At 69.8% G+C, this 24,079-nt stretch carries 23 protein-coding genes and 3 pseudogenes; 4 read left to right on the forward strand and 22 right to left on the reverse strand.

Annotated elements, in window-relative coordinates; all coding sequences use genetic code 11:
* The first annotated feature begins 30 nt into the window (after positions 1-30).
* Positions 31-678, forward strand: a complete 648-nt coding sequence (locus AMK21_RS27630) for a fasciclin domain-containing protein (protein WP_073881905.1) — start codon at positions 31-33, stop codon at positions 676-678.
* Positions 679-969: 291 nt separating this feature from the next.
* Entirely contained in the window at positions 970-1,419 is a 450-nt protein-coding gene (locus tag AMK21_RS27635) for an SPW repeat protein (protein WP_073881906.1), read from the forward strand.
* A gap of 150 nt (positions 1,420-1,569) precedes the next feature.
* Here AMK21_RS27635 and AMK21_RS27640 read toward each other — a convergent pair whose 3' ends face one another.
* The 13 genes and pseudogenes from AMK21_RS27640 to AMK21_RS27700 all read right to left on the reverse strand — a co-directional run.
* Entirely contained in the window at positions 1,570-4,410 is a 2,841-nt protein-coding gene (locus AMK21_RS27640; protein ID WP_073881907.1) for a DEAD/DEAH box helicase, read from the reverse strand.
* A 63-nt stretch (positions 4,411-4,473) separates the two neighbouring features.
* Positions 4,474-5,364, reverse strand: coding sequence for a diacylglycerol kinase (locus AMK21_RS27645; RefSeq protein WP_073881908.1), 891 nt, complete (start codon positions 5,362-5,364; stop codon positions 4,474-4,476).
* An 18-nt stretch (positions 5,365-5,382) separates the two neighbouring features.
* The gene (tatC, locus tag AMK21_RS27650; RefSeq protein WP_073881909.1) at positions 5,383-6,348 is read right to left on the reverse strand and encodes a twin-arginine translocase subunit TatC; all 966 of its coding nucleotides are present in this window, start codon (positions 6,346-6,348) and stop codon (positions 5,383-5,385) included.
* Positions 6,349-6,397: 49 nt separating this feature from the next.
* Positions 6,398-6,694, reverse strand: coding sequence for a Sec-independent protein translocase subunit TatA (gene tatA / locus AMK21_RS27655; RefSeq protein WP_015607501.1), 297 nt, complete (start codon positions 6,692-6,694; stop codon positions 6,398-6,400).
* Positions 6,695-6,887: 193 nt separating this feature from the next.
* Positions 6,888-7,299: pseudogene (locus AMK21_RS36950) on the reverse strand (IS200/IS605 family accessory protein TnpB-related protein); the annotation flags it as partial.
* A 10-nt stretch (positions 7,300-7,309) separates the two neighbouring features.
* The gene (locus AMK21_RS27665) at positions 7,310-7,507 is read right to left on the reverse strand and encodes a hypothetical protein (RefSeq protein WP_073881910.1); all 198 of its coding nucleotides are present in this window, start codon (positions 7,505-7,507) and stop codon (positions 7,310-7,312) included.
* 57 nt (positions 7,508-7,564) lie between these two features.
* Positions 7,565-7,876 carry a hypothetical protein gene (locus tag AMK21_RS27670; RefSeq protein ID WP_199863300.1) on the reverse strand — a complete coding sequence of 104 codons (312 nt, stop codon included), beginning with the start codon at positions 7,874-7,876 and terminating at the stop codon, positions 7,565-7,567.
* Between the two features lie 22 nt (positions 7,877-7,898).
* Complete coding sequence (locus AMK21_RS27675) at positions 7,899-8,852, reverse strand: helix-turn-helix transcriptional regulator (RefSeq protein WP_073881911.1); 954 nt, start codon at positions 8,850-8,852, stop codon at positions 7,899-7,901.
* 12 nt (positions 8,853-8,864) lie between these two features.
* The gene (locus AMK21_RS27680; RefSeq protein WP_073881912.1) at positions 8,865-9,818 is read right to left on the reverse strand and encodes a helix-turn-helix transcriptional regulator; all 954 of its coding nucleotides are present in this window, start codon (positions 9,816-9,818) and stop codon (positions 8,865-8,867) included.
* A 133-nt stretch (positions 9,819-9,951) separates the two neighbouring features.
* Complete coding sequence (locus AMK21_RS27685; protein ID WP_073881913.1) at positions 9,952-10,323, reverse strand: FKBP-type peptidyl-prolyl cis-trans isomerase; 372 nt, start codon at positions 10,321-10,323, stop codon at positions 9,952-9,954.
* A 43-nt stretch (positions 10,324-10,366) separates the two neighbouring features.
* Positions 10,367-11,305, reverse strand: a complete 939-nt coding sequence (locus AMK21_RS27690) for an FKBP-type peptidyl-prolyl cis-trans isomerase (protein WP_073881914.1) — start codon at positions 11,303-11,305, stop codon at positions 10,367-10,369.
* Between the two features lie 130 nt (positions 11,306-11,435).
* Positions 11,436-12,797: a Pup--protein ligase gene (pafA, locus tag AMK21_RS27695; RefSeq protein WP_026242080.1), complete on the reverse strand. Its 1,362-nt coding sequence runs from the start codon at positions 12,795-12,797 to the stop codon at positions 11,436-11,438.
* Positions 12,798-12,806: 9 nt separating this feature from the next.
* Positions 12,807-13,379 (reverse strand): annotated as a pseudogene (locus AMK21_RS27700) (MFS transporter); the annotation flags it as partial.
* A 109-nt stretch (positions 13,380-13,488) separates the two neighbouring features.
* On the opposite strand from AMK21_RS27700, the gene AMK21_RS27705 reads away from it, so the two are divergent.
* On the forward strand, positions 13,489-14,523 hold the full coding sequence (locus AMK21_RS27705) for a LacI family DNA-binding transcriptional regulator (protein ID WP_073881915.1): 1,035 nt from the start codon (positions 13,489-13,491) through the stop codon (positions 14,521-14,523).
* A 56-nt stretch (positions 14,524-14,579) separates the two neighbouring features.
* On the opposite strand, the gene prcA is transcribed toward AMK21_RS27705, so the two are convergent.
* From prcA to arc, 6 genes and pseudogenes are all read right to left on the reverse strand, one after another.
* Positions 14,580-15,398: a proteasome subunit alpha gene (prcA, locus tag AMK21_RS27710; RefSeq protein ID WP_073881916.1), complete on the reverse strand. Its 819-nt coding sequence runs from the start codon at positions 15,396-15,398 to the stop codon at positions 14,580-14,582.
* A gap of 58 nt (positions 15,399-15,456) precedes the next feature.
* Complete coding sequence (gene prcB / locus AMK21_RS27715; protein ID WP_073881917.1) at positions 15,457-16,302, reverse strand: proteasome subunit beta; 846 nt, start codon at positions 16,300-16,302, stop codon at positions 15,457-15,459.
* Positions 16,254-16,440 (reverse strand): annotated as a pseudogene (locus AMK21_RS34550) (endonuclease domain-containing protein); the annotation flags it as partial. The gene prcB and the pseudogene AMK21_RS34550, both read right to left, overlap by 49 nt.
* A gap of 154 nt (positions 16,441-16,594) precedes the next feature.
* Positions 16,595-16,813: a ubiquitin-like protein Pup gene (locus tag AMK21_RS27725; protein ID WP_030114141.1), complete on the reverse strand. Its 219-nt coding sequence runs from the start codon at positions 16,811-16,813 to the stop codon at positions 16,595-16,597.
* Positions 16,814-16,942: 129 nt separating this feature from the next.
* On the reverse strand, positions 16,943-18,454 hold the full coding sequence (gene dop / locus AMK21_RS27730; protein ID WP_073881918.1) for a depupylase/deamidase Dop: 1,512 nt from the start codon (positions 18,452-18,454) through the stop codon (positions 16,943-16,945).
* A gap of 234 nt (positions 18,455-18,688) precedes the next feature.
* Complete coding sequence (gene arc, locus AMK21_RS27735; protein WP_073881919.1) at positions 18,689-20,455, reverse strand: proteasome ATPase; 1,767 nt, start codon at positions 20,453-20,455, stop codon at positions 18,689-18,691.
* A 240-nt stretch (positions 20,456-20,695) separates the two neighbouring features.
* Here arc and AMK21_RS27745 point away from each other — a divergent pair, with 240 nt between their 5' ends.
* Positions 20,696-21,007 carry a ferredoxin gene (locus AMK21_RS27745; protein WP_073881920.1) on the forward strand — a complete coding sequence of 104 codons (312 nt, stop codon included), beginning with the start codon at positions 20,696-20,698 and terminating at the stop codon, positions 21,005-21,007.
* Between the two features lie 17 nt (positions 21,008-21,024).
* Here AMK21_RS27745 and AMK21_RS27750 read toward each other — a convergent pair whose 3' ends face one another.
* The 3 genes from AMK21_RS27750 to AMK21_RS27760 form a co-directional block, all read right to left on the reverse strand.
* Positions 21,025-21,588 (reverse strand): hypothetical protein, encoded by a 564-nt coding sequence (locus AMK21_RS27750; protein WP_073882109.1) that lies wholly within the window; start codon positions 21,586-21,588, stop codon positions 21,025-21,027.
* 219 nt (positions 21,589-21,807) lie between these two features.
* Complete coding sequence (locus tag AMK21_RS27755; RefSeq protein WP_073881921.1) at positions 21,808-22,722, reverse strand: tRNA (adenine-N1)-methyltransferase; 915 nt, start codon at positions 22,720-22,722, stop codon at positions 21,808-21,810.
* Between the two features lie 71 nt (positions 22,723-22,793).
* On the reverse strand, positions 22,794-24,044 hold the full coding sequence (locus AMK21_RS27760; protein WP_073881922.1) for a site-2 protease family protein: 1,251 nt from the start codon (positions 24,042-24,044) through the stop codon (positions 22,794-22,796).
* Between the last annotated feature and the right edge of the window lie 35 nt (positions 24,045-24,079).

The following is a 24,079-nucleotide window of genomic DNA, read 5'->3' on the forward strand; positions in this document are numbered from 1 at the left end:
GCTCAGCACCTTCGATCCAGGAGAACCACCATGAACACCCTCCACTTCCGTCGCATCGCCGTCGCCGTGGCCACCGCGGCCGTGCTGCCGCTGGCTCTGACCGCCTGCTCCTCGGGCGACTCCTCCAAGGACTCGGCGGCGGGCTCGACCCCCAGCGCGGCCGCGTCCACGAGCGCCTCGGCCGATGACTCCATGCCCACGGACAAGCCGTTCGGTCCCGGGTGTGCTTCCGTGCCGCAGGGCGGTGCGGGCTCGTTCGACGGCATGGCGAAGGACCCGGTCGCGACGGCCGCTTCGAACAACCCGGAGCTGTCGACGCTGGTGGCCGCCGTGAAGCAGGCCGGTCTGGTGGACACCCTCAACAACGCCGAGAACATCACGGTGTTCGCCCCGACCGACGACGCCTTCGCCAAGATCCCGAAGGCCGACCTGGACGCGCTGCTGGCGGACAAGGCCGAGCTCACCAAGGTCCTCACCTACCACGTGGTGGGCGAGAAGCTGACACCGATGCAGCTGGAGAAGGGCTCGTTCGACACGCTGGAGAAGAGCAAGCTGACGACGGCCGGCTCGGGCACGGAGTACACCGTGAACGACGCCTCGAAGGTCGTCTGCGGCAACGTCCCGACCGCCAACGCGACGGTGTACATCGTCGACTCGGTCCTGATGCCCCCGAAGTAACCGCAAGGGCGTGACGAAAAGGCGGTGGGCCGCAGGGGATCGCGGCCCACCGCCCTTCGCCGTTCCCTTGCGGAGGCGGAGGCCGGGAGCCGGCGAGGCCACGGGCGACACGCAGATGGCGGTGCTGGACGGCGGGCGAGCCGAAGGACCTGCTCGCCCTCGCGGAACGTCTGAACAGCGAGGCCCCAGGGGTGCGCATAAGGAACAGATAAGAGCAAACTAGACGCATGGGTGCCTGGCGCACACTCCGCACGACGTCGGGGCCCGCAGGACCGAAGGGGACGAATTCTCATGAGCAACGTCTCGGACTCCAGGAGTGGTGTCAGGGGTGACATGGCAGGACACCCCGACGCCTCCGAAATGAGCGCACGGTACGACAGGATGATGGGCGGCCGCGATGTGGCCCTGGTGGATGCGCCGGTGTTCCTCGTCGGCCTCTACTGCGCCGTCTCCCCCTGGGTGCTCCACTTCACGGCCAGCCAGCCCGCCCTGGTGACGCACAACCTGGTGATGGGTATCGCGATCGCCGTCCTGGCTCTCGGCTTCACCGCGATGCCGGAGCGGATGTACGGCCTGAGCTGGGCGATGTGCGCGATCGGTGCGTGGGTCATCGTGTCGGCCTGGGTGGTCGGGAGCAACCCGGACGCCGGAGTCGTGATCAACAACATCATCGTCGGCGGACTGACGGTGCTGCTGGGCCTGGTCTGCGCCGGAGCCGCAACGAGAAACCGCCGCACCTGAAAGCCCCCGCCGTCAGCACAACAGCCCCGCCCCAGCCTCTCCGGCGCTTGAGGAGCGGGGCCCGGGGTGGAGGCCCGGTTTCGGGAAGGGGCGGGTAGGGGAACAACCGCCGCAGGCGCCCACACCCCCAACCGCTCCCACCCAACGGCGTCAGCCGACAGAGCTGTACGCCACAACCCCCCGCAGCACAGCGTCAACCGCCTTCCGCGCATTCCGAGAAACGGAACTCGCCCCCGCACTCCCCTCCCGAGGAGCCGCCGCAGCCACCTGCCCCAGCACGTCGATCACCTGCTTGCACCACCGTACGAAGTCCCCCGCCGGCATCTCCGCCTCGCGCAGCACCTCGTCCAGCGTGCGCCCGGAGGCCCACATGTAGACCGCCCAGGCGAAGCCGAGATCGGGCTCACGCTGCCCGACCCCCTCCGTCTGGTTGATCTTGAAGTCCTCCTCCAGCGCGTCCAGCCGCCCCCAGATCCGCACCATCTCGCCCATGGCGACCTTGGCGGGCCCGGACGGCACCTTGGGCGCGACCGCGTCGTCGGCCTGCCGCGCCTCGTACACGAGCGCCGAGACACAGGCGGCGAGCTCGGCAGGGTTCAGCCCTTCCCACACCCCCTCCCGCAGACACTCGCTGGCGAGCAGATCCAGCTCCCCGTACAGCCGGGCCAGCCGCCGCCCGTTCTCCGTGACCTCGTCACCCCGGAGGTAGTCCAGCTCGGTCAGGAGCGCGACGATCCGGTCGAAGGTCCGGGCGATCGTGTTCGTCCGCCCCTCGATGCGGTGCTCCAGCTGCCGTGTGTCCCGCTGCAGCCGGTGGTAGCGCTCGGCCCAGCGCGCATGGTCCTCGCGCTCGTCGCACCCGTGGCACGGGTGGGCGCGCAGCTCGGTCCGCAGCCGGAGGATCTCGCGGTCGTCGGCGGCGGGCGCCCGCCCCTTGCGGTGCCGGTCGGGCACGATGTGCCCGGCCTTGGTCCGCAGTGCGGAGGCCAGATCGCGCCGGGACTGCGGAGAGCGCGGGTTGAACGACTTCGGGACCCGCATCCGGTCCAGCGCCTCCACCGGCACCGGGAAGTCCATCGAGGCCAGCCGCTTGACCTGCCGCTCGGCGGTCAGCACCAACGGACGCGGCCCGTCGTGGTGGTCGAACCCGCGGTGCCCGTTGGCACGCCCGGCGGGCAGACCGGGATCCAGCACCAGGGCGAGCCCGGCGAACTTCCCCGTCGGCACGTGGATGACGTCGCCCGGCTTCAGCTTCTCCAGCGAGGAGGCCGCGGCCGCCCGCCGCTGCGCCGCGCCCTGCTTGGCGAGCTCCGTCTCCCGGTCCTTGAGGTCGCGGCGCAGCCGCGCGTACTGCTCGAAGTCACCGAGGTGGCAGGTCATGCCTTCCTTGTAGCCCTCCAGACCCTCCTCGTTGCGCTGCACCTGCCGGGAGATCCCCACGACGGACTTGTCCGCCTGGAACTGGGCGAACGAGGTCTCCAGCAGCTCCCGCGACCGGTGCCGCCCGAACTGCTGCACCAGGTTGACCGCCATGTTGTACGAGGGGCGGAAGCTGGAGCGCAGCGGATACGTACGCGTCCCGGCGAGGCCGGCCAGCGCCGTCGGGTCCATGCCGCGCTGCCACAGAACCACGGCGTGGCCCTCGACGTCGATGCCGCGGCGGCCGGCCCGGCCGGTGAGCTGGGTGTACTCGCCGGGGGTGATGTCGGCGTGCTGCTCACCGTTCCACTTGACGAGCTTCTCCAGCACCACGGAGCGCGCGGGCATGTTGATGCCGAGCGCCAGGGTCTCGGTGGCGAAGACCGCCTTCACCAGTCCCCGTACGAACAGCTCCTCGACGACCTCCTTGAAGGTCGGCAGCATGCCCGCGTGGTGCGCGGCGATGCCCCGCTCCAGTCCTTCGAGCCACTCGTAGTACCCGAGGACATGGAGGTCCTCGCCGGGGATGGAGGCGGTCCGCTCCTCGACGATCTCGCGCACCAGTCGGCGCTTGTCCTCGTCGTTGAGCCGGAGCCCGGCGTACATGCACTGCTGGACGGCGGCCTCGCAGCCGGCCCGGCTGAAGATGAACGTGATGGCGGGCAGCAGTCCCTCGTTGTCCAGACGCTCGATGACCTCGGGCCGGCCGGGCGTCCAGATCCGGCTGCGCTGGCGCCGCTCGCGCTCGCGGTCCGCCTCCCGGATCATCTTGCCCCGGCGGCGGTCGCGAGGGTTGTACCCCTGCTGGTTCTCCTGGCGGGCGAGACGGACCAGGTCCGGGTTGACCTCACGGCGTCCGGCGCCGCGGCCGCCGTGGTCGGTGGCCTCCTCGAAGAGGTCGTACATCTTGCGTCCGGCCATGACGTGCTGCCAGAGCGGCACGGGCCGGTGCTCGGAGACGATCACCTCGGTGGAGCCGCGCACGGTGTCCAGCCAGTCGCCGAACTCCTCGGCGTTGGACACGGTCGCCGACAGGGAGACCAGAGTCACCGATTCCGGGAGGTGGATGATCACTTCCTCCCACACCGCGCCACGGAAGCGGTCCGAGAGGTAGTGCACCTCGTCCATGACGACGTAACCGAGGCCGGAGAGCGACTGCGAGCCCGCGTACAGCATGTTCCGCAGGACCTCGGTGGTCATCACGACCACCGGCGCCTCGGAGTTGACACTGTTGTCGCCGGTCAGCAGACCGACCTTGTCCGCGCCGTACCGCTTGACCAGATCGGCGAACTTCTGGTTGGAGAGCGCCTTGATCGGCGTGGTGTAGAAGCATTTGCGGCCCTGCTCCAGCGCCAGGTGCACGGCGAACTCGCCTACGATCGTCTTTCCCGACCCCGTCGGGGCCGCGACCAGCACCCCCTTGCCCGCCTCAAGGGCCTGGCACGCCTCGGTCTGGAACGGGTCCAGTCCGAACTCGTACATCTCCCGGAAGGGCCCGAGGGCCGTCGCCATCTCGGCCGCACGGGCGCGGGATGCCTGGTATCGCTCAGCTGGTGAGAGGTCCTCTGTCATCTTGCATACGAGCCTACCCGTCACCTCTGACACTCAGCCCGATCTTTAAATCCCCATGGCCCCTCACCCCGACAGCACCTGTACGGCACCCGGTACGCAGGTCGCCGTGAGCGGCAGGGCGCCCAGCGGCTCACCGTCCGCGTACGCCGTGACACCGGCCGCCGCCAGCTCGATCGAGGAGACCCGGTGCACGGTGACGGCGGGGTGGCTCAGATGCGTGCCCTTGTAGACCTTCGGGAACACCTTGAGGAGGGTGGCACGTGAGCACTCCCCCACCACCGTCACGTCGAAGAGGCCGTCGTCCATCTCGGCCCCGGCGCAGATCCGCATGCCTCCGCCGTACGTGGGGCCGTTGCCCACCGCGATGAGTGTGGCCTCGATCTCGCGGGCCTCTCCCCCGTCCAGCCTGATCCGGTACGGGATCGGCGCCAAGGCGGCCAGCTCCGCGAGGATCGCGAGGTCGTACGTGAACCGGCCGCCGACGAAGCGCATCCGGTTGCCCCGGTCGTTGACCCGGGAGTCGAAGCCGGAGGCGAGCACGGTGCCGAACCAGCGCTCCCCGGCCCGCCCGAGGTCGATGGAGCGGTGGCTCCCCTCCTTGAGCGCCCGCGCGGCCAGCGCTCCGGCGGCGGCCGGGTCCCGGACCGGCAGGCCCAGGGCGCGGGCGAAGTCGTTGCCGGTGCCGACGGCGACGACACCGAGCGGCGTGCTCGTCCCCGCGACGGCCTGGAGGGCGAAGGACATCAGCCCGTCCCCGCCCACGGCTATCAGCGCACCGGTCCCCGCCGCCACGGCCTCGCGGGCCCGGCGCAGGGCGTCGTCGGCGTCCTCGCCGAGCACCGTACGGACGGAGAATCCGGCGTCCCGCAGCGCGGAAGCGGCCGGCTGCGCGGCGTGCGCGCCCCGGCCGCGTCCTGCGGTGGGATTGACGAAGAGGGTGATCTCGCTGGTCACCCGCCGGACCCTACAAGGTCAGGTGATGTCGTCGTAACCGTTGAGGCGGTGCGAACGGGAGCCGTCCGCCTCGCCGGACGCCTGCTCCGGCAGCGCTGGGCGCGGGGCCCCCACGGGCTCGATCCCTCCGACCGGCTCGGGCGTCAGATCGAGCTCGGACGCCTCGTCGTCACTGAGCTCGGCGTCGGGGTTGTTGCGCTTGCGCCGCTTGTCGTTCAGCAGGGAGAAGCCGACGGCGATGAAGTAGAGCACCGCGAGCGGACCGGCCAGCAGGAGCATCGAGATGGGCTCACCGCCAGGCGTGGCGATGGCCGCGAAGGCGGTGAGGCCGACGATCATCCCGCGCCACCAGCCCAGCATCCGCTTGCCGGTGATGAGGCCCGTCATGTTCAGCGCGATGAGCAGCAGGGGCAGCTCGAAGGCGAGACCGAAGACGATCACCATGCGGACGAGCAGATCCAGATAGCTGTCGAGCCCGATCTGGTTCTGCACATCGTCGGGGCTGAACCCGAGCATGATCTCGGCGGTCTGCGGCAGGATCGCGTAGGCGAGGTAGCCACCGGCCAGGAAGAGCGGTGCGCCGACGACGGCGAAAGCGTAGGCGTAACGCTTCTCGCCCTTGTGCAGGCCCGGGGCGACGAAGGCCCACAGCTGGTACAGCCAGACCGGGGTGGCCAGCAGCACACCGGACATCAGCGCGACCTTGAGCGCGTTCGTGAACGGCCCGATGAGGGTGTCGGTCTTCAGCAGCGCGCAGGACTTGCCGTCGACCGTGGTGACGACGCCGTTCTTGCAGCCGACCGAGTCCTGGATGGGGGCCAGAAGGAACTCGTAGATCTCCTTCTGGAAGAACGCCGCCACGATCATCACGACGACGATCGCCAGCACGGCCTTCAGCAGCCGGTTACGCAGCTCACGCAGGTGATCGAGGAGAGGCATCCGCCCCTCTTCGTCCTTCTCCTGCTTGCGGGCGGACTTGAGCAACCCACTTCCCTCGTCTCGTGCGGCGGCTGTCGGCGAAGCGCGTCAGCGGTCAGCTCTGGGTGGTGGGCTTGGGCTCGTTGACCGGGCGGGAGCTGGTGACGTCACCCGGAGCGGCCTGGATGGTGCGCGCGGTGGTGGACTGCGGAGGAGCCGGGTCCGCGACGGTCTCCGTCGTGGGCGTGGCGGTCGCCGCGTCGTCCTTCTTCATCGCCTTGGCCTCGCTCTTGAGGATGCGGGCCGACTTGCCGAGCGAACGCGCCATGTCGGGAAGCTTCTTGGCACCGAAGAGCAGCAGGATGACAGCGATGATCAGAACGATCTCGAGGGGCTTCAGGTTGCCGATCATGTGCGACTTCCTTCTCACTGAGGCGGCTGGAGGGTGGGCTCGCTACCCGTTCGACCGGGCATACGTCCGATCGTCGCGCTTGGCAGCGATCGTAACCCGCGGTGGTAAACGCGAGGCAATGCCCGTGCGTACTGCGGCTTGCGGCCCGCACCTCCCTGCCTGGGCCGACCCTTGCAGCGTACCGTTCCCAGCCGGTGTGCATGAGTGGGCCTTGGGTCCACTGATGTTGTTCTGGGCGCATCCCGAACGGTTTCGGGTGCGCTGGTTTGCCGCTTTCGCGTCCCGTTCGGTGGCACGTCTGCAGGGGCGTGGTCCGTGGCGGGTGGGCGGGTTCCCTCACGCTGTCGTGCACTGGTGCGGCCTGGGCGGTCCGATGCCCGACACGATCTCTTGGCCAGCGGTTTCTGCCAGTGCTGCCCGCCCCACATGGAGGTGTAGGCCGGGTCTACCGCGATGATGGCCAGGCCTTGTTCGGCGGCCATGGAGACCAGTCGGGCCTTGAGTTTCCCGGTGGGGATGCCGGAGATCAGCTGCCGGAAGCGTTTCCTGCGGCCGTGCTTCTCCCGGGTCGTCTCGGCGCTGAAGTCGAGGTCCTCGATACCGATCCCGGGACCGCTATCGCAGGCCGTCGCCGGTGGCCGCGAGGCGGGTCGCGGCCCGTTCCAGGTCCCCCGACGCCCGGTTGATCCGCTCGGTGGTGACCGTGATCTGTCGGCCGAGACGCTGGGCCTCGACGAAGACCTTGATGCCGAGCACACCGAGCACGGCGATACCCAGGAATCCGAGGGCGATGGCGAGCATGGGCCAGAACATTCGGCGGTGCCTCTTCCTACGGGCTTCCGGGCGCTGTGGTCGGGGTGGGTCGGGGTGCTACAGGGCGGTGTGCAGGCGCAGGGTCCGTACGCCACCGCCGGTGAGCAGTTCGATGATGCGCTCCCCGGCGGGCTTGCGGACCGAGGCGCCGCACTCGGGGCAGGTGAAGGTGTAGAAGGTGGTGCGGCTGGTGGCGCCGATCGCCAGGCGCAGTGCCGCGGCGGCCAGCTCGAAGCGCCCGCGGCAGTCGGGGCAGGCGGCCCGGAAGCGTACGGCGGCGGGTACCGGCACGGGGACGGGACCGGTGCCGGGCAGCGGTGCCGTGCGGATCCCGGTAGCGGCGGCGGGAAACAGGGACGTCCGGTTCATCGTGTTCTCCCCTTCCCGGGTCTCAGACCGTGTCGTAGGCGGCGAGCGCCTCGCGGGCCGCCGTCCGGGCGCTCTCGGCGAGCTCCGGCGGGGCGACGATGCGGCCCTCGCCGCCGAGGCGCAGGGCGAGGCGGCGCAGCGAGGCCGGGTCGGGGGTGCGCAGGGTGATGCGCAGTCCGCCGTCGGGCAGTTCCTCGGCGGAGTCGTGCGGGTAGTACTCGGCGACCCAGCGGCCGCCGGTGCCGACCTCGATGACGACCTCGGGGTCCTCGGCCGCGGGCTGGACCAGCCCCTCGGAGAGGTCCCGCAGCTCCAGCTCCGGCGGCGCGGCGGGGGCGTCGAGGAGGCGGATCTCGGCGACCCGGTCCAGGCGGAAGGTCCGGCGGGCCTCGGAGAGCCGGCACCAGCCCTCCATGTAGGTGTGGCCGACGGCGAAGAGCCGGATCGGGTCGACCTCGCGCTCGGTGAGCTCGTCGCGGGCGGGCGAGTAGTAGCGCAGCCAGAGGCGGCGGCGCTCGGAGATGGCCCGGTCGACGTCGGCGAAGACGCCGCCCTCCGCCTCGAAGGTCACCGAGAGGCGGGAGCTGGCCGCGCCGGACTCCCCGGCCGCCGTCTCCAGCTTGGCGGTGGCGCGGACCAGTGCCTGCCGGTCGCCCTCGCGGAGGCCGGGCAGGGTCGCGACGGCGCGGGCGGCGACGAGCAGGGCGGTGGCCTCGTCGGCGGCGAGCCGGAGCGGCTCGGCGACGTCGTCCGGGTTGTGCCACCAGATCCGGTCGCCGTCGGTGTCGATGTCGAGGAGGTCGCCGCCTCGGAAGCTGGTCCCGCACATGGGCAGCACGTCGAGGTCCGAGATCAGCTCGTCCTCGGTGATCCCGAAGGCCCGCGCCACGTCCTGGACATGGGCGCCGGGGCGCTCGCGCAGGTACGTCACCAGGGAGAGCATCCGGCGGGTCTGGTCGATCGCGTTCGTAGCCATCGCTGGATTCCCCTAGTCCTTGGCCACGGCGCGCAGCCGGTCCACCACATCGGCCCGCAGATCGGCGGGTTCCTCCACGACGACGTCCGGACCGAACTCGACGAGCCAGGCGTCGAGCCCGTGTCCGTACGGGATCTCCAGCTCGTCCCAGCCGTCGCCGCGCTCCTGGACGGATATCGCCCGCGAACGCAGCGGGTAGCCGGATCCGGCGCGGAGCCTGATCCGGGCGGTGCGGGTGGCGGTCTCGCCGGCCCAGCTCTCGACGGTCTCGCGGACCGTGACGACGTCGGGCACCTCGGCGGTGAAGGCCCCGGCGCGGGAGCGGACCTTGCCGGTGATGCGGGAGAGCCGGAAGACGCGTTCGGCGCCGCGGCCGCGGTCCCAGCCTGCGAGGTACCAGTGGCCGCGCCAGCACTCCAGGGTCCAGGGTTCGACCTGGCGCTGGACGGGGGCCGCCGAGTTCGCCTTGCGGTAGTCGAAGGTCACCGGGCGGCGGTCGCGGCAGGCGAGCATCAGGGGTTCGAAGGCGGCCTCGTGGACGGGGATGCGGGGTTCGAGGGCGCTGTGCACCTCGTACGCGTCCTCGGCCTCGGGCATGCCGGCCGCACGCAGCTTCTGCAGGGCGCCGCTGGCGGCCCCGGCGAGGCGGGCCTGCTGCCAGACCTTGGCGGCGAGGCCGAGGGCGGCGGCCTCCTCGGCGTCCAGGGTGATGGGGGGCAGCCGGTTGCTGTCGCGGCGGGCCAGGTATCCGGTGTCACCGTCGAGGTTCTCGACGGTCTCGATGACGAGGCCGAGCTCGCGCAGATCGTCCTTGTCGCGCTCGAACATCCGGTTGAAGGAGTCGTCGGAGCCCGCTTCGAGGTAGGCCTCGATGGAGCCGCGGAGTTCGCGCTTGCTGAGCGGGCGCCGGGTCCCCAGCAGGCACAGCGCGAGGTTCATCAACCGCTCGGCCTTGGCAATCGCCATCGACGCCCTTTCTCTTGTGCTCTACGACCGTCGACCGTACCGCCCCGGGGTGTCGGGACCAAAGCGGGCCCGTGGGCCGGCCAGCGGTGAGGGCCCCCACCGACTGGTGGGGGCCCTCACCGACCGGAACGGATCAGACCGAGATCAGGTCGCAGACGAAGATCAGCGTCTCGCCCGGGGCGATCGCGCTGCCGGCGCCGCGGTCGCCGTACGCGAGGTGCGCGGGGATGGTCAGCTGGCGGCGGCCGCCGACCTTCATGCCCTGCACGCCCTGGTCCCAGCCGGCGATGACCTGGCCGGCACCGAGGTTGAAGGCCAGCGGCGTACCGCGGTTCCAGGAGGCGTCGAACTCCTCGCCGGTGGAGAAGGCCACGCCCACGTAGTGGACCTTGACCTGGTCGCCGGCCTTGGCGACGGGGCCGTCGCCCTCCCAGATGTCCTTGATCTCCAGGTCGACCGGCGGCTCGCCACCCGGGAAGTCGATCTCGGGCTTCTCGATGCTCACTGAACTGCTCCTCTAAATGATGAACTGGTCAACCGGGACAGTCTTACACCTTGGCGAGGATGTCCACGGCGAAGACCAGCGTGGAGTTCTTCGGGATCGCCTGCTGCTGCTGGTCGCCGAAGGCCTGGTCCGGCGGGATGACGAGGAGGACCCGGCTGCCGACCTTCTTGTCGATCAGACCGGTCTTGAGTCCCTTGAGGGTGACCTGCGACAGCGGGAAGGTCTGGGTCTTGCCGGTGGAGTAGGTGTTGTCGAACTCCTTGGCGCCCTTCCAGATCATGCCGACGTAGTTCACCACGACACTGTCGGACTCCTTGACGACCTCGCCGTCGGACTCCAGGACGTAGTTGGAGACGAGCTTCTTCGGCGGGTCGCTCTTGGGGATGGTGACCGTCGGGGCCTTGCCGTCGGTCTTCACACCGACCTTGGGCAGGTCGATGTTGTCCTGTGCGACCTCGGTGCCCTTGGCGGTGGCCGGGATCTGGGTGGCCTTCAGGATGTCGACGACGAACACGAGGGTCGCGTTGGGCTTGATGTCGCCCTGGCCCTGCTCGCCGTAGCCGAGGTCCGGCGGGATGACCAGCTGGACGCGGCTGCCGACCTTCTGGCCGACGAGACCCTTGTCCCAGCCCTGGATGACCATGCCCGCGCCCAGCGTCAGGTCGAAGGGCTGCTTGCGGTCGAAGCTGTTGTCGAACGGCTTGTCGGAGTCCCACGACTGACCGAGGTAGTTGACCTGGATCGCGTCGCCGTTCTTGAGCTTCGCACCGTCACCCTCGCTGATGACCTCGGTCTTCAGCTCCTTGGGCGGCTCTCCCTTGCCCTTGGAGAGGGTGGGCTTCTCGCCGAACTTCGCGCCTGCGGTGATCGCGGGCACGCCGTTCTTGGACGAGGCGGAGTCGGAGGCCTTGTCGTCGCTGCCGCAGGCCACTGCCGACAGCAGTAGGAGGGGGGCGACGAGAAGGCCGGCAATTCGGCGCACTGGTTCCTCAGATCTCAGGGGGCACTGTGGTTGAGTCCGAACCACTCTAGGCCGTGGGCAGGGCCCCGTACGAGGAACGTACGGGGCCCTGTCACGCCACGGCCTGCCGAGGTAGTGCCCCCGGAGCCGCTCACATGCCCGCGATCAGCTTCTCCACGCGCTCGTCGACGGAGCGGAACGGGTCCTTGCAGAGCACCGTGCGCTGCGCCTGGTCGTTGAGCTTGAGGTGGACCCAGTCGACGGTGAAGTCCCGCCGCTGCTCCTGGGCCCGGCGGATGAAGTCGCCGCGCAGCCTCGCCCGGGTGGTCTGCGGGGGCACGGACTTGCCCTCGAAGATCTTCAGGTCGTTGCAGATGCGGGCGGTCTGGCCCTTCCTCTCCAGGAGGTAGAACAGACCGCGGCGACGGTGGATGTCGTGGTAGGCGAGGTCTATCTGGGCGACCCGCGGGTTCGACATGGTCATGTTGTGCTTGGCCCGGTACCGCTCGATGAGCTTGTACTTCATGACCCAGTCGATCTCGGTGTCGATCCGGTCGAGGTCCTCGGCCTCGATGGCGTCGAGCGTGCGGCCCCACAGCTCCAGGACCTGGTCCACGGTGCCGGTGCGGATGCCCCGGCGCTCGACGAAGTCCACGGCCTTCTCGTAGTACTCCCGCTGGACCTCGATGGCCGAGGCCTCGCGGCCGCTGGCCAGGCGCACCTTGCGCCGGCCGGTGAGGTCGTGGCTGACCTCGCGGATGGCCCGGATCGGGTTCTCCAGGGTCAGGTCGCGCATCACGGTGCCCGCCTCGATCATGCGGAGCACCAGGTCGGTGGCGCCGACCTTGAGCAGCATGGTCGTCTCGGACATGTTCGAGTCACCGACGATGACGTGGAGGCGGCGGTACCGCTCCGCGTCGGCGTGGGGTTCGTCGCGGGTGTTGATGATCGGCCGGGAGCGGGTGGTCGCGGAGCTGACGCCCTCCCAGATGTGCTCGGCACGCTGGCTGACGCAGTAGACGGCTCCGCGCGGCGTCTGGAGCACCTTGCCCGCGCCGCAGATGAGCTGCCGGGTGACGAGGAAGGGGATGAGGATGTCCGCGAGCCGGGAGAATTCTCCGTGCCGGGCGACGAGGTAGTTCTCGTGGCACCCGTAGGAGTTTCCCGCCGAGTCGGTGTTGTTCTTGAAGAGATAGACGTCGCCCGCGATTCCCTCCTCGTGCAGGCGGCGTTCGGCGTCGACGAGCAGGCCTTCGAGAATGCGCTCGCCCGCCTTGTCGTGCGTGACCAGTTCGGTCACGTTGTCGCATTCGGGGGTTGCATATTCCGGATGCGATCCCACGTCGAGGTAGAGGCGGGCGCCGTTCCGCAGAAAGACATTGCTGCTGCGGCCCCATGACACAACACGGCGGAAGAGGTAGCGCGCCACTTCGTCAGGTGACAGTCGGCGCTGTCCCCTGAACGTGCACGTGACGCCGTACTCGTTCTCCAGCCCGAAAATGCGGCGGTCCATGACTGAACATTACGCCTTACGGCCGGTGCTGAAACCGGGTTCGGCAGCACCGTTTCGATCATTTTCCGATCCGGTCACGACGGCGGGGTCGCGTACGGGAGCTGCGAGGACCTTCCCCGTGGCCAGCAGGACCACCAGGGCGAGGACGCCGCCGACCCCCGCCACGCCGAAGCTCCAGGCCGTCGAGCCCAGCTCGACGGCCGGTCCCGCCACGGCCGTTCCGGCTGCCGCGCCGACGCCGAAGGTGGTGACGAGCCAGGAGAACGCCTCGGTCACCGTGCCGCGCGGAGCGTGCCGGTCCACCACGATGAACGAGCACGCGATGGCCGGGGCGAGGAAGACTCCGGCGAGTGCGGCCAACGCGGTCATGACGGGGACCGAGGGGGTGAGCGTCAACGGCAGGTAGCCCAGCGCCAGCAGGCCGACGATGACGCGCAGCCGCCGCTCGGGCGCACCCGCCCATTGTCGCGCCCCGTAGCCCAGGCCCCCGATCAGGGCTCCGAGGCCGAGCGCGGCCATCAGCCAGCCGTACACCGACTCGCGGCCGTGGTCGTCCGCGTAGGCCACACCGGCCACCGTGGCTGCCGCCATCCGAGGTTTTACGTATAACTTCGAGGTGCATACGTACCATGTCCGCAGTCCGCGGGTCCACCCTCGCGGCGCCACGGAACCACCCCGCGCGGAGGCCCGAGTGACCGACCCCCATCAGCCCACCCCGTCCCGGCCCACCAGCCGCGACGTGGCCCGAGCGGCGGGTGTCTCGCAGGCGACGGTCTCGCTGGTGCTCGGCGAGAAGTGGCCGGGCCGGGTGTCGGAGGCCACGGCCCGGCGGGTCCGGGACCACGCGGCGCAGCTCGGCTACCGGCCCAATCTGGCCGCCCGTAATCTGCGCCTCGGCCGCACCAGGACCGCGCTGCTGGTGGTCCCCGCCCTGACCAGCGAGTTCTTCGCCCGGGTGTACACGGGGGCCGCCGCCGTGGCCGCCGAGCACGACTTCGGCGTGGTGCTCTACCCCTCACCGGACGGCGCGGGACCGGCCCGGGCGCCGTTCGCCTCGGCCCGCGCCGCCCTGGACGGGGTGATCGCCTCCTCGATGGCCTCCGATGCGCTGAGCGCCCTGCACGGGACCGACCTGCCCCTGGTGATGCTGGACAGCGACCCGGCCGGCACGGACGCGGCGGCCCACGTGAACCTGGACATCGCCGACGGCATGCGCCAGGTGACGGAGCATCTGCTGGACCTCGGCCACCGCCGGTTCGTGCATCTGGCGTCCGCCGTGGACACCTGGACGTTCGCGGTCCGGGCACAGGCGCTGCGGGACGCGGTGGGCGCGGTGCCGGGCGCCACGGTGCGTACCGTACGGTCCCCGCTCGACGTACGGGCCGGGCGGGAGGCCGCCGAGCAGGCGCTGGCCGTCGCCGGGGAGCGGCCGACCGCGGTGGTATGCGACGACGACATCCTGGCGGCCGGGGCCTGCAAGGCGGCCCGCCGGCTCGGGCTGCGGGTGCCGGACGACCTCTCGGTCACCGGCTTCGACGACCTCGCCCTGGCCACCGCCGTCGAGCCGGAGCTCACCACCGTGCGGCTGCCCGCCGAGCAGGTCGGCGAGCGGGGCATGGCGGCGCTGCTCACGGCGCTGGAGGGCCGCGCCGCCGAGCCGGGCAGTCTGCCGGTGCGGCTGGTCGTACGGGGCTCCACGGCGCCGCCGCCCGCCGCCCGGGAATGACGGATGCCCCCGGGCCGGGGCCCGGGGGCATCTGTGAGGTGTGCGGTGTGCTCGGCCTACTCCTCGGTGGAGCCGGACGCGGTGCCGGTGTCCGTACCCGTGCCCGTGTCCGTGGAGTCGGTGGTGTCGGTCTCCTCGGTGTCGGACGGGGCGTCCGTCGGGGTGGCGCTCGCCGCTTCCGCGTCGAGCAGGCGGGTCAGCTGGCGGCCGACGATCCGCTTGAACTTGCGCTGCTGGGGCCGCGTACGGTCCAGCACCGCGACTTCGAGGCGCTCGGCGGGAATCTCCCGCTCCCCGCCGCCCGGCTCCCGGGAGAGCGCCTGGACGGCCAGCTTGAGCGCCTCGGCGAGCGTCATGCCGTCGCGGTGGCGCTGGTCCAGGAAGCTGCTGATCTGCTCGGCGTTGCCGCCGACCGCGACCGAGCCGTGCTCGTCCACGATCGAACCGTCGTGCGGCAGCCGGTAGATCTGGTCGCCCTCGGGCGCGGAGCCGACCTCGGCGACGACCAGCTCCACCTCATAGGGCTTCTCGGCAGCACTGGAGAAGATGGTGCCGAGCGTCTGCGCGTAGACGTTGGCCAGCCCACGGGCCGTCACGTCGTCGCGGTCGTAGGTGTATCCGCGCAGGTCGGCGTAGCGCACGCCGCCGATGCGGAGGTTCTCGTACTCGTTGTACTTGCCGGCGGCCGCGAAGCCGATCCGGTCATAGATCTCGCTGAACTTGTGCAGCGCGCGGGACGGGTTCTCACCGACGAACACAATGCCGTCGGCATACTGCAGCACAACGAGGCTGCGACCACGGGCGATGCCCTTGCGGGCGTATTCCGCCCGGTCGGCCATGGCCTGCTGGGGTGAGACATAGAACGGCGTCGACACCGGCTATCCGTCCCTTTCTGTCAGTGACGAGTGCATCTCGGAGGGCTCGGAGCCCCAGTCAGAGCAGCGCGGCGCGCGGGCCGTCGGGCTGCTCCAGGCGGCGTTCCAGGATGGAGCGCGCGATGTCGGCGGACTCCTGGTCGCCCAGCCTCCGGAAGCCTTCGTCGGTGATGACGGTGACGATCGGGTAGATCCGGCGGGCCACGTCCGGGCCGCCGGTCGCCGAGTCGTCGTCCGCGGCGTCGTACAGCGCCTGCACGACCAGGGTGAGAGCCTGCTCCTCCGTCAGGTCCTCGCGGTAGAGCTTCTTCATGGCGTTGCGGGCGAAGATCGACCCGGAGCCGGTGGCGGCGTAGCCGGTCTCCTCGGAGCGGCCGCCGGTGACGTCGTACGAGAAGATGCGACCCTTCTCGCGGTCGACGTCGTACCCCGCGAAGAGCGGCACCACGGCAAGGCCCTGCATGGCCATGGCCAGGTTGGAGCGGATCATGGTGGAGAGCCGGTTGGCCTTACCCTCCAGGGAGAGCTGGGCGCCCTCGACCTTCTCGAAGTGCTCCAGCTCCAGCTGGAAGAGCTTGACCATCTCCACGGCCAGCCCGGCGGTGCCGGCGATGCCCACCGCCGAGTACTCGTCGGCCGGGAAGACCTTCTCGATGTCGCGCTGCGCGATCATGTTGCCCATGGTGGCGCGCCGGTCACCGGCCAGGACGACGCCACCGGGGAAGGACGCCGCGACGATGGTCGTCCCGTGCGGTGCCTCGATGGCCCCCTGGAGCGGCGGCAGACTCCGGTTGCCGGGGAGCATCTCGGGCGACTGGTCGGACAGGAAGTCCATGAACGAGGACGAACCCGGCGTCAGGAAGGCAGCTGGTAGACGCCCGGTGCTACGAGTGTTGGCTTCCACGCGTTTCCCTCCAGGTATGCGATGGCCCTGCGCAAGAGAGTCAGGATCATCCCCCAACTTGCCGATGGCCGAATTGCAGTTGAAGCAACGTACGCCACGGACCCTACCCGCCTGGGGGCGGTGATCCACATGTTCGGCGGAGGGATCTGCGTCGATCCCGCGCTCGCGGAGCGGCAGGGGCTCCACCGCTTGGCGAGCGGGGTGACGGCGTCCGCCACGGCGGACGCCGTCACCCCGTCTCCCCCGGATGCCGCAGTCGCCCGGAACTCTACCGAGCGTTCACACTCGTGAACTACTGTCCACCCTTTTGAACGAAGGAGCGGACGAAGTCCTCGGCGTTCTCTTCGAGGACGTCGTCGATCTCGTCCAGCACCGAGTCGACATCGTCGCTCAGCTTCTCCTGGCGCTCCGCGAGGTCCTCGGACGCCTGCGCGTCCTGCGCCTGCTCCTCGGCCTCCTCGGTGGAACGCGTCGCCTTCTGCTGTCCGCCGCCGGTGTCCTTGGTCGCCATGTAGCTCACCCCGCTCGGTTCGAAGCAATCGAAGCTCTTGATCAGACCCTACCCACGGGGTCCGACATTTGGCCCGGTAGTTGTTCAACGTCCGGGCCTCGGGTGATTGATTCCCAGCCCGGACCCCTTTCAGCCGCCCGAGAGCGTACGGACCAGCTCCTCCGCCGTACGGCAGCGGTCGAGGAGATCCTTGACGTGCTCCTTGGTGCCCCGCAGCGGCTCCAGGGTGGGCACCCGCTGGAGCGAGTCACGGTCCGGCAGGTCGAAGATGACCGAGTCCCAGGAGGCGGCCGCCACGTCGTCGGCGTACTGCTCCAGACAGCGGCCCCGGAAATAGGCCCTGGTGTCCTCCGGAGGCTTGGTGCGGGCCCTGGTGACGTCGTCCTCGTCCAGCAGCCGCTTCATCCGCCCACGGGCCGCCAGACGGTTGTAGAGCCCCTTGTCGGGCCGTACGTCGGCGTACTGGAGGTCGACCAGGTGCAGCCGGGGGGCGTCCCAGTCCAGCGAGTCGCGGCGGCGGTAGCCCTCCATGAGCTCCCGCTTGGCGATCCAGTCCAGCTCCCCGGCCAGGCTCATCGGGTCGGTCTCCAGCCGGTTGAGCGTGTCCTCCCAGCGGGCCAGGATGTCCTTGGTCTGCTCGTCGGCGTCGGCGCCGTACCGCTCGTCCACATATTTGCGGGCCAGCTCGAAGTACTCCATCTGGAGCTGGACAGCGGTGAGTGTCCGGCCGCTGCGGAGCGTGATCAGCTGCCGCAGGTCCGGGTCGTGCGAGATCTGGTGCAGTGTGCGTACGGGCTGGTCGACCGCGAGGTCGACGCTGATGAAGGCGTCCTCGATCATGGACAGCACCAGGGACGTGGTGCCGAGCTTCAGATAGGTCGAGATCTCCGAGAGATTGGCGTCGCCGATGATCACATGGAGCCGGCGGTACCTCTCCGCGTCGGAGTGGGGCTCGTCCCGAGTGTTGATGATGGGGCGCTTGAGCGTGGTCTCCAGGCCGACCTCGACCTCGAAGTAGTCGGCGCGCTGACTGATCTGGAAGCCGTGCTCATGGCCGTCCTGGCCGATGCCGACCCGCCCCGCGCCGGTGACGACCTGGCGGGAGACGAAGAACGGCGTCAGGTGGCGCACGATGTCCGAGAACGGGGTCTCCCGCTGCATCAGATAGTTCTCGTGCGTCCCGTAGGAGGCGCCCTTGTTGTCGGTGTTGTTCTTGTAGAGGTGGATCGGCTGGGCGCCGGGGATGGCGGCCGCCCGCTCGGCGGCCTCGGCCATGATCCGTTCGCCGGCCTTGTCCCAGAGCACCGCGTCGAGCGGGTTGGTGATCTCCGGTGAGCTGTATTCGGGGTGCGCGTGGTCGACGTAGAGCCGGGCACCGTTGGTGAGGATCACATTGGCCAGGCCGATGTCCTCGTCGGTGAGCTGGCTGGAGTCGGCGGTCTCACGGGCGAGGTCGAAGCCTCGCGCGTCGCGCAGCGGATTCTCCTCCTCGAAGTCCCAGCGGGCGCGTCGCGCCCGGTGCATCGCCGCCGCGTAGGCGTTGACGATCTGGGACGAGGTGAGCATGGCATTGGCGTTGGGGTGGCCGGGGACGGAGATCCCGTACTCCGTCTCGATGCCCATTACTCGCCGTACGGTCATGCGGCCCTCCTTGCCCGGCGTCGGCCCCGTCCGGGAGCGACGCTCAAGTACCGCTGCTTGTCCGGTGCGTATGCGGTGCCCGTCACCGCACTGCGCGACTCGGCGGTACCGCAGAGCCTAGAGCGCCTCTGCGCCGGTGGGGAGATCAATTACGACATTGCTCCGACGTGGCCGGAACAGGGGAAAACGAGCGGCTGCGGATGCCCCTCCGGGCATCCGCAGCCGGTTGGCGTATTACAGGTACTGGCCGGTATTGGCCACGGTGTCGATGGAGCGCCCGGTGTCCGCGCCCTGCTTTCCGGTGACGAGTGTGCGGATGAAGACGATCCGCTCACCCTTCTTACCGGAAATCCTGGCCCAGTCGTCCGGGTTGGTGGTGTTGGGCAGGTCCTCGTTCTCCTTGAACTCATCCACGCAGGCCTGGAGGAGATGGGAGACGCGAAGGCCCTTCTGACCGTGTTCCAGAAATGCCTTGATGGCCATCTTCTTTGCCCGGTCGACGATGTTCTGAATCATCGCGCCGGAGTTGAAGTCCTTGAAGTAGAGGACTTCTTTGTCGCCGTTGGCGTACGTGACCTCGAGGAAGCGGTTCTCCTCGGACTCCGTGTACATCCGCTCCACGACGGACTGGATCATGGCGTGCGCGGCGGCCGGCCGGGAGCCGGTGTGCTCGGCCAGATCGTCCGCGTGCAGCGGGAGGGACGGGGTCAGGTACTTCGCGAAGATGTCCTTCGCTGCCTCGGCGTCCGGACGCTCGATCTTGATCTTCACATCGAGCCGGCCGGGTCGCAGGATGGCGGGGTCGATCATGTCCTCGCGGTTGGAGGCGCCGATGACGATGACGTTCTCCAGACCCTCCACACCGTCGATCTCGGCGAGCAGCTGCGGGACGATGGTGTTCTCCACGTCCGAGCTGACGCCACTGCCGCGGGTACGGAAGAGGGACTCCATCTCGTCGAAGAAGACGATGACGGGGGTACCCTCGCTCGCCTTCTCCCTCGCACGCTGGAAGACCAGGCGGATGTGCCGCTCGGTCTCGCCGACGTACTTGTTGAGGAGCTCGGGCCCCTTGATATTGAGGAAGTAGCTCTTCCCCGCGGGCTGCCCGGTCACCTCCGCGACCTTCTTGGCGAGCGAATTGGCGACGGCCTTGGCGATGAGCGTCTTGCCGCAGCCGGGCGGACCGTAGAGCAGGATGCCCTTCGGCGGTCGCAGCTCGTGCTCCTTGAAGAGGTCGGGGTGGAGGTAGGGAAGCTCGACCGCGTCGCGGATCAGCTCGATCTGGTCGCCCAGACCGCCGATCTTGTCGTAGTCGATGTCCGGAACCTCTTCGAGGACGAGCTCCTCGACCTCGCTCTTGGGGACCACCTCGTAGACGTAACCGGACCTGGAGTCCAGCAGCAGGGCGTCACCGGAGCGGATGGTGATGTCCAGCAGCGGCTCGGCGAGCCGTACCACCCGCTCCTCGTCGGTGTGCCCGACCACCAGGGCGCGCTCGCCGTCCTCGAGGATCTCCTTGAGGGTGACGATGTCCCCGGCCCGCTCGAACTCCATGGCCTCGACCACGTTGAGCGCTTCGTTGAGCATGACCTCCTGGCCGCGTCGGAGGTCCTCCAGTTCGACGCTGGGGGACACGTTCACCCGGAGCTTGCGGCCCCCGGTGAAGATGTCGCAGGTACCGTCCTCGTTGGCCTGCAGGAACACTCCGAAGCCGGCCGGCGGCTGAGCGAGCCGGTCGACCTCCTCCTTGAGGGCCACGATCTGGTCACGCGCCTCACGGAGCGTGTTGGCGAGCCGCTCGTTCTGTGCGGACACGCCTGCCAGATTCGTCTGCAACTCGACGATCCGCTCTTCGAGAATCCTCGTATGACGCGGAGAGTCGGCGAGCTTACGTCGCAGGACGGCGATTTCCTGCTCGAGATAGGCAACTTGGCCGGCCGGGTCTTCTGACCCTCGCGCGGGCCGGATGCCGCGGTTGATGTCGTCGTCGTGGGCTGCCACGGTCCTCACCTCCTCCATGGGGAGCTGGACGCTTCCTGACCCTACCTGGGTGGGTGGTGATTGAAACCCCTAGATCACAAAGACTGCGGGGCGTGTCCGATCTTCACCCTTGCGCTCTCCCTCACGTCAAGGGAATACCCACCCTTCGGCATCGGAAAGCCGCCGGTTGTATCGTCGAAGCGTTCAACACCCGTCAGGGCTGGCTCCAATTGGTTCGGATACGCAGGAACGGCAGGACACATGACCGTGCAGCAGGACTCGCCGGGCGACGGTGACACACAGGACCTGGAGGTCTGGATCGACCAGGACCTCTGTACGGGCGACGGCATCTGCGTGCAGTACGCGCCGGAGGTCTTCGAGCTGGACATCGACGGCCTGGCGTACGTGAAGAGCGGCGACGACGAGCTCCTCCAGGCCCCCGGGGCCACCACGCCGGTGCCGCTGCCGCTCCTCCAGGACGTGGTGGATTCGGCCAAGGAGTGCCCCGGGGACTGCATCCACGTACGGCGCGTCACGGACAGCGTCGAGGTGTACGGGCCGGACGCGGCCTGACCCGTACGGGCAGCCGCTCAGACGCTGCGCGCGAGGTCTCCCGAGGTGCGGACGAAGGCGTTGCCCTTCCACCGCCAGGAGGCCTGTTCCTCCTGGTCGGGGCAGCAGCGGGGCACCTCCAGCGAGGAGTAGCCGAGCAGGGTCGCCAGGACGCGCCCCTCGCGTACGGCGAGGTCCCCGACGGTCTTCCTGTCGGCGGGGTCCACCAGAGTCGCCACGACCCTCGGTGCGGCCCCGCTCGCCTGTGTCAGGACGTAGATGCCGCTCGGCGGGGTCCCCGAGCCCGCGTCGCAGTGCACCACGGCGACGGTTTCCGGCCGCCCGTCGCCGTCGAGGTCTCCGGGCGCCTGCTTCGCCACGGTGGTCCCGGCCCCGCCGCACTCCAGGGGGAAGTCCACCTCCGCCGGGTCCGGGGCGGCAACGGGCGTGGTGGTCCGCTGCTCGGAGGCGGTGGCGGTGGCCGTGCGGGGCTGGAGCAGCCCGGCCAGGGCGACGACGCCGGCCATGGCCGCGGCCGTGGCGAGCCAGTGCACCGGCTTCGTGCCGTTGTGCGCGAGGTCCGGGAGCGCGGAGGTCTGCACGCGGTGTGTCTCCATGTGGTTCCTGGGAGCCCGGGGGAAGGGTGGGTCCGCCCCCGAGGGGTGGCCAGCATCGTGCCACACCTCACACGCCGGGGGAACGGCGGGGTGTGCGCCGGTTTCACCACCGGGGCGCGCGCCCGAGCGGCAACGCGAAGGCGCCGCCGCGCAGTTCCCCGGTCGGTCGGGGAACTGCGCGGCGGCGCCGGTTCGTTGGGCGGGTCAGCCGCGGTCGGCGGAGCCTCCGCGGCTCTGGCTGCCCGGTCCGTCGTAGTCCTCGCCGTAGGCGCCCTTGGAGGGGCGGCGGCGGCGCAGCGGCGGCTCGACGCCGTCCGCGAGCCGGCGGGCGGTGACCAGGAAGCCGGTGTGGCCGATCATCCGGTGGTCGGGGCGGACGGCCAGGCCCTCGACGTGCCAGTTGCGGATCATCGACTCCCAGGGCTGCGGTTCGGCGAAGCAGCCGATCTCGCGGATGGACTCGACGGTGCGCGAGAGCTGGGTGGTGGTGGCGACGTAGGCGCAGAGGATGCCGCCGGGCACCAGGGCCTTGGAGACGGCCTCCAGGCACTCCCAGGGGGCGAGCATGTCCAGCACGACGCGGTCGACGTCGGTGTCGGAGAGGTTGTCCTGGAGGTCCCCGACGGTCAGCTGCCAGGCGGGGTGCGGCGAGCCGAAGTAGCGCTCGACGTTCTGCTGGGCGATCTCGGCGAAGTCCTCGCGGCGCTCGTAGGAGTGCAGCATGCCCTGCTCACCGATGGCGCGCAGCAGGAAGGTGGAGAGCGAGCCGGATCCGACCCCGGCCTCCACGACGCGGGCGCCGGGGAAGATGTCGGCGAAGGCCAGGATCTGGCCCGCGTCCTTGGGGTAGACCACGGCGGCGCCGCGGGGCATGGAGAGGACGTAGTCGGGGAGCAGGGGGCGCAGCGCGAGATAGGCGACGTTTCCCGTGGTTCGGACAACACTGCCCTCGGGAGCACCGATCAGCTCGTCGTGCGGGAAAGAACCCTTGTGGGTGTGGAAGTTCTTCCCGGCTTCGAGCGTGAAGGTGTAGTGGCGTCCCTTGGGGTCGGTGAGCTGTACCTGGTCCCCGACCTTGAAGGGCCCACGTCGGCGGGCGGCACCGGTCGGTTCAGACATGTGACCAGCGTACCGGTGTTTCCCCGGCCGCCGACCGCCCGGGCTGCGCTCTCGACGGGGCCGGGAGGCGCTCAGGCCTCGGGGCGGGCCATGGCCTTGACGAAGGCGCGCTCCACGTCGGCGGTGGAGAGGACTCCGTAGATCTCGCCGGTCTCCTCGATCACCAGGTACTCGGTGGCCGGGGTGGCCTTGAGCCGGTCCAGGAGTGCCTCTCCGGCGAGTTCGGCGGGGACCTTCATACCCTCGGTGAGGTCCTGGGCGAGGCCGCTGACGGCGACCCAGGGGCGGCGGTGTTCGGGGACGCCGACGATGGCGGCCTCACGGACGACGCCCTTGGGGTTGCCCTGTCCGTCGACGACGACCAGCGCGCGGGCGCCCGCCTCGTTGGCCCGGCGCAGGGCCTCGGAGAGGGGGGTGGCGGACTCGACGGGGACGGCGCGCCGGGTGAGGGTGCGGGCCCGGAGGTCGGGCAGGTGCTCGCGGAGCCGGGCCATGCGCAGGCTGTTCCCGGCGCCGGTCCAGATGATGCCGGCGAGGATCGCGGCGAGCAGCGCGTCCATGACGGTCTCCACACCGCCGATCTCCTCGTTGGCGCTGCCGAGCGCACCGGTGTGGGTGAGCAGCGGCAGGCCGATGAGGACGGTGACGGCGAGGCCCCGGCCGACCCAGGCGGCGGCGATGGTGCCGCTCATGGGCTTGCCGGTGATCTTCCAGACGATCGCGCGGAGCATCCGGCCGCCGTCGAGGGGCAGGCCGGGCAGCAGGTTGAAGGCGGCCACGATGAGGTTGGAGATCATCAGACCGGCGATCAGGACTCCCGGCACGGTGCCGGGCTCGACGAGCTGCATCGCGCCGTAGAAGACACCGCCGAGGACGAGGGAGAGGAGGGGGCCGACGAAGGCGAGGATGAACTCGCGGCCGGGGGTCTCGGTCTCCTTCTCGATCTCGGAGACGCCACCGAAGAACTGGAGCTGGATGCGGCGGACGGGGAGCTTGTAGCGCAGGGCGGCGACCGTGTGGGCCAGTTCGTGGACGAGTACGGAGGCGTAGAAGGCGATCGCGAAGAAGAGGGCGACGAGATAGCGGGCGCCGCCGAGTTCGGGCAGCACCCGGTCGAGCTGGCCGCCGAAGACCCAGGTGATCAGGGCGGCGACCACGAACCAGCTGGGCGCGACGTACACGGGCACGCCGAAGGGACGGCCCATGAGCAGACCGCCGCCCGGATCAGCGGGCCGTTTCGGCTTGCCGCTGCCGGGGGCGGCGGAGGGGTCCCCTCCCCCTGCGCCGGGCTGCGGCCGCCCGCTGTCGCCGCTCTCGTCCACGGGGTCCCTTCGGTTCGGTACGTGGCCTGCGCCAC

The organism is Streptomyces sp. CB00316, from assembly GCF_001905595.1.
GTDB lineage: Bacteria > Actinomycetota > Actinomycetes > Streptomycetales > Streptomycetaceae > Streptomyces.

Excerpts from the sequence above, each read along its gene's own strand:
- AMK21_RS27630 (WP_073881905.1), top strand. The coding sequence starts at position 31 with ATGAACACCCTCCACTTCCGTCGCATCGCCGTCGCCGTGGCCACCGCG.
- AMK21_RS27635 (WP_073881906.1), top strand. The coding sequence starts at position 970 with ATGAGCAACGTCTCGGACTCCAGGAGTGGTGTCAGGGGTGACATGGCA.
- AMK21_RS27640 (WP_073881907.1), bottom strand. The coding sequence starts at position 4,410 with ATGACAGAGGACCTCTCACCAGCTGAGCGATACCAGGCATCCCGCGCC.
- tatA (WP_015607501.1), bottom strand. The coding sequence starts at position 6,694 with ATGATCGGCAACCTGAAGCCCCTCGAGATCGTTCTGATCATCGCTGTC.
- AMK21_RS27665 (WP_073881910.1), bottom strand. The coding sequence starts at position 7,507 with ATGTTCTGGCCCATGCTCGCCATCGCCCTCGGATTCCTGGGTATCGCC.
- AMK21_RS27670 (WP_199863300.1), bottom strand. The coding sequence starts at position 7,876 with ATGAACCGGACGTCCCTGTTTCCCGCCGCCGCTACCGGGATCCGCACG.
- AMK21_RS27675 (WP_073881911.1), bottom strand. The coding sequence starts at position 8,852 with ATGGCTACGAACGCGATCGACCAGACCCGCCGGATGCTCTCCCTGGTG.
- AMK21_RS27680 (WP_073881912.1), bottom strand. The coding sequence starts at position 9,818 with ATGGCGATTGCCAAGGCCGAGCGGTTGATGAACCTCGCGCTGTGCCTG.
- pafA (WP_026242080.1), bottom strand. The coding sequence starts at position 12,797 with ATGGACCGCCGCATTTTCGGGCTGGAGAACGAGTACGGCGTCACGTGC.
- AMK21_RS27725 (WP_030114141.1), bottom strand. The coding sequence starts at position 16,813 with ATGGCGACCAAGGACACCGGCGGCGGACAGCAGAAGGCGACGCGTTCC.
- dop (WP_073881918.1), bottom strand. The coding sequence starts at position 18,454 with ATGACCGTACGGCGAGTAATGGGCATCGAGACGGAGTACGGGATCTCC.
- AMK21_RS27745 (WP_073881920.1), top strand. The coding sequence starts at position 20,696 with ATGACCGTGCAGCAGGACTCGCCGGGCGACGGTGACACACAGGACCTG.
- AMK21_RS27755 (WP_073881921.1), bottom strand. The coding sequence starts at position 22,722 with ATGTCTGAACCGACCGGTGCCGCCCGCCGACGTGGGCCCTTCAAGGTC.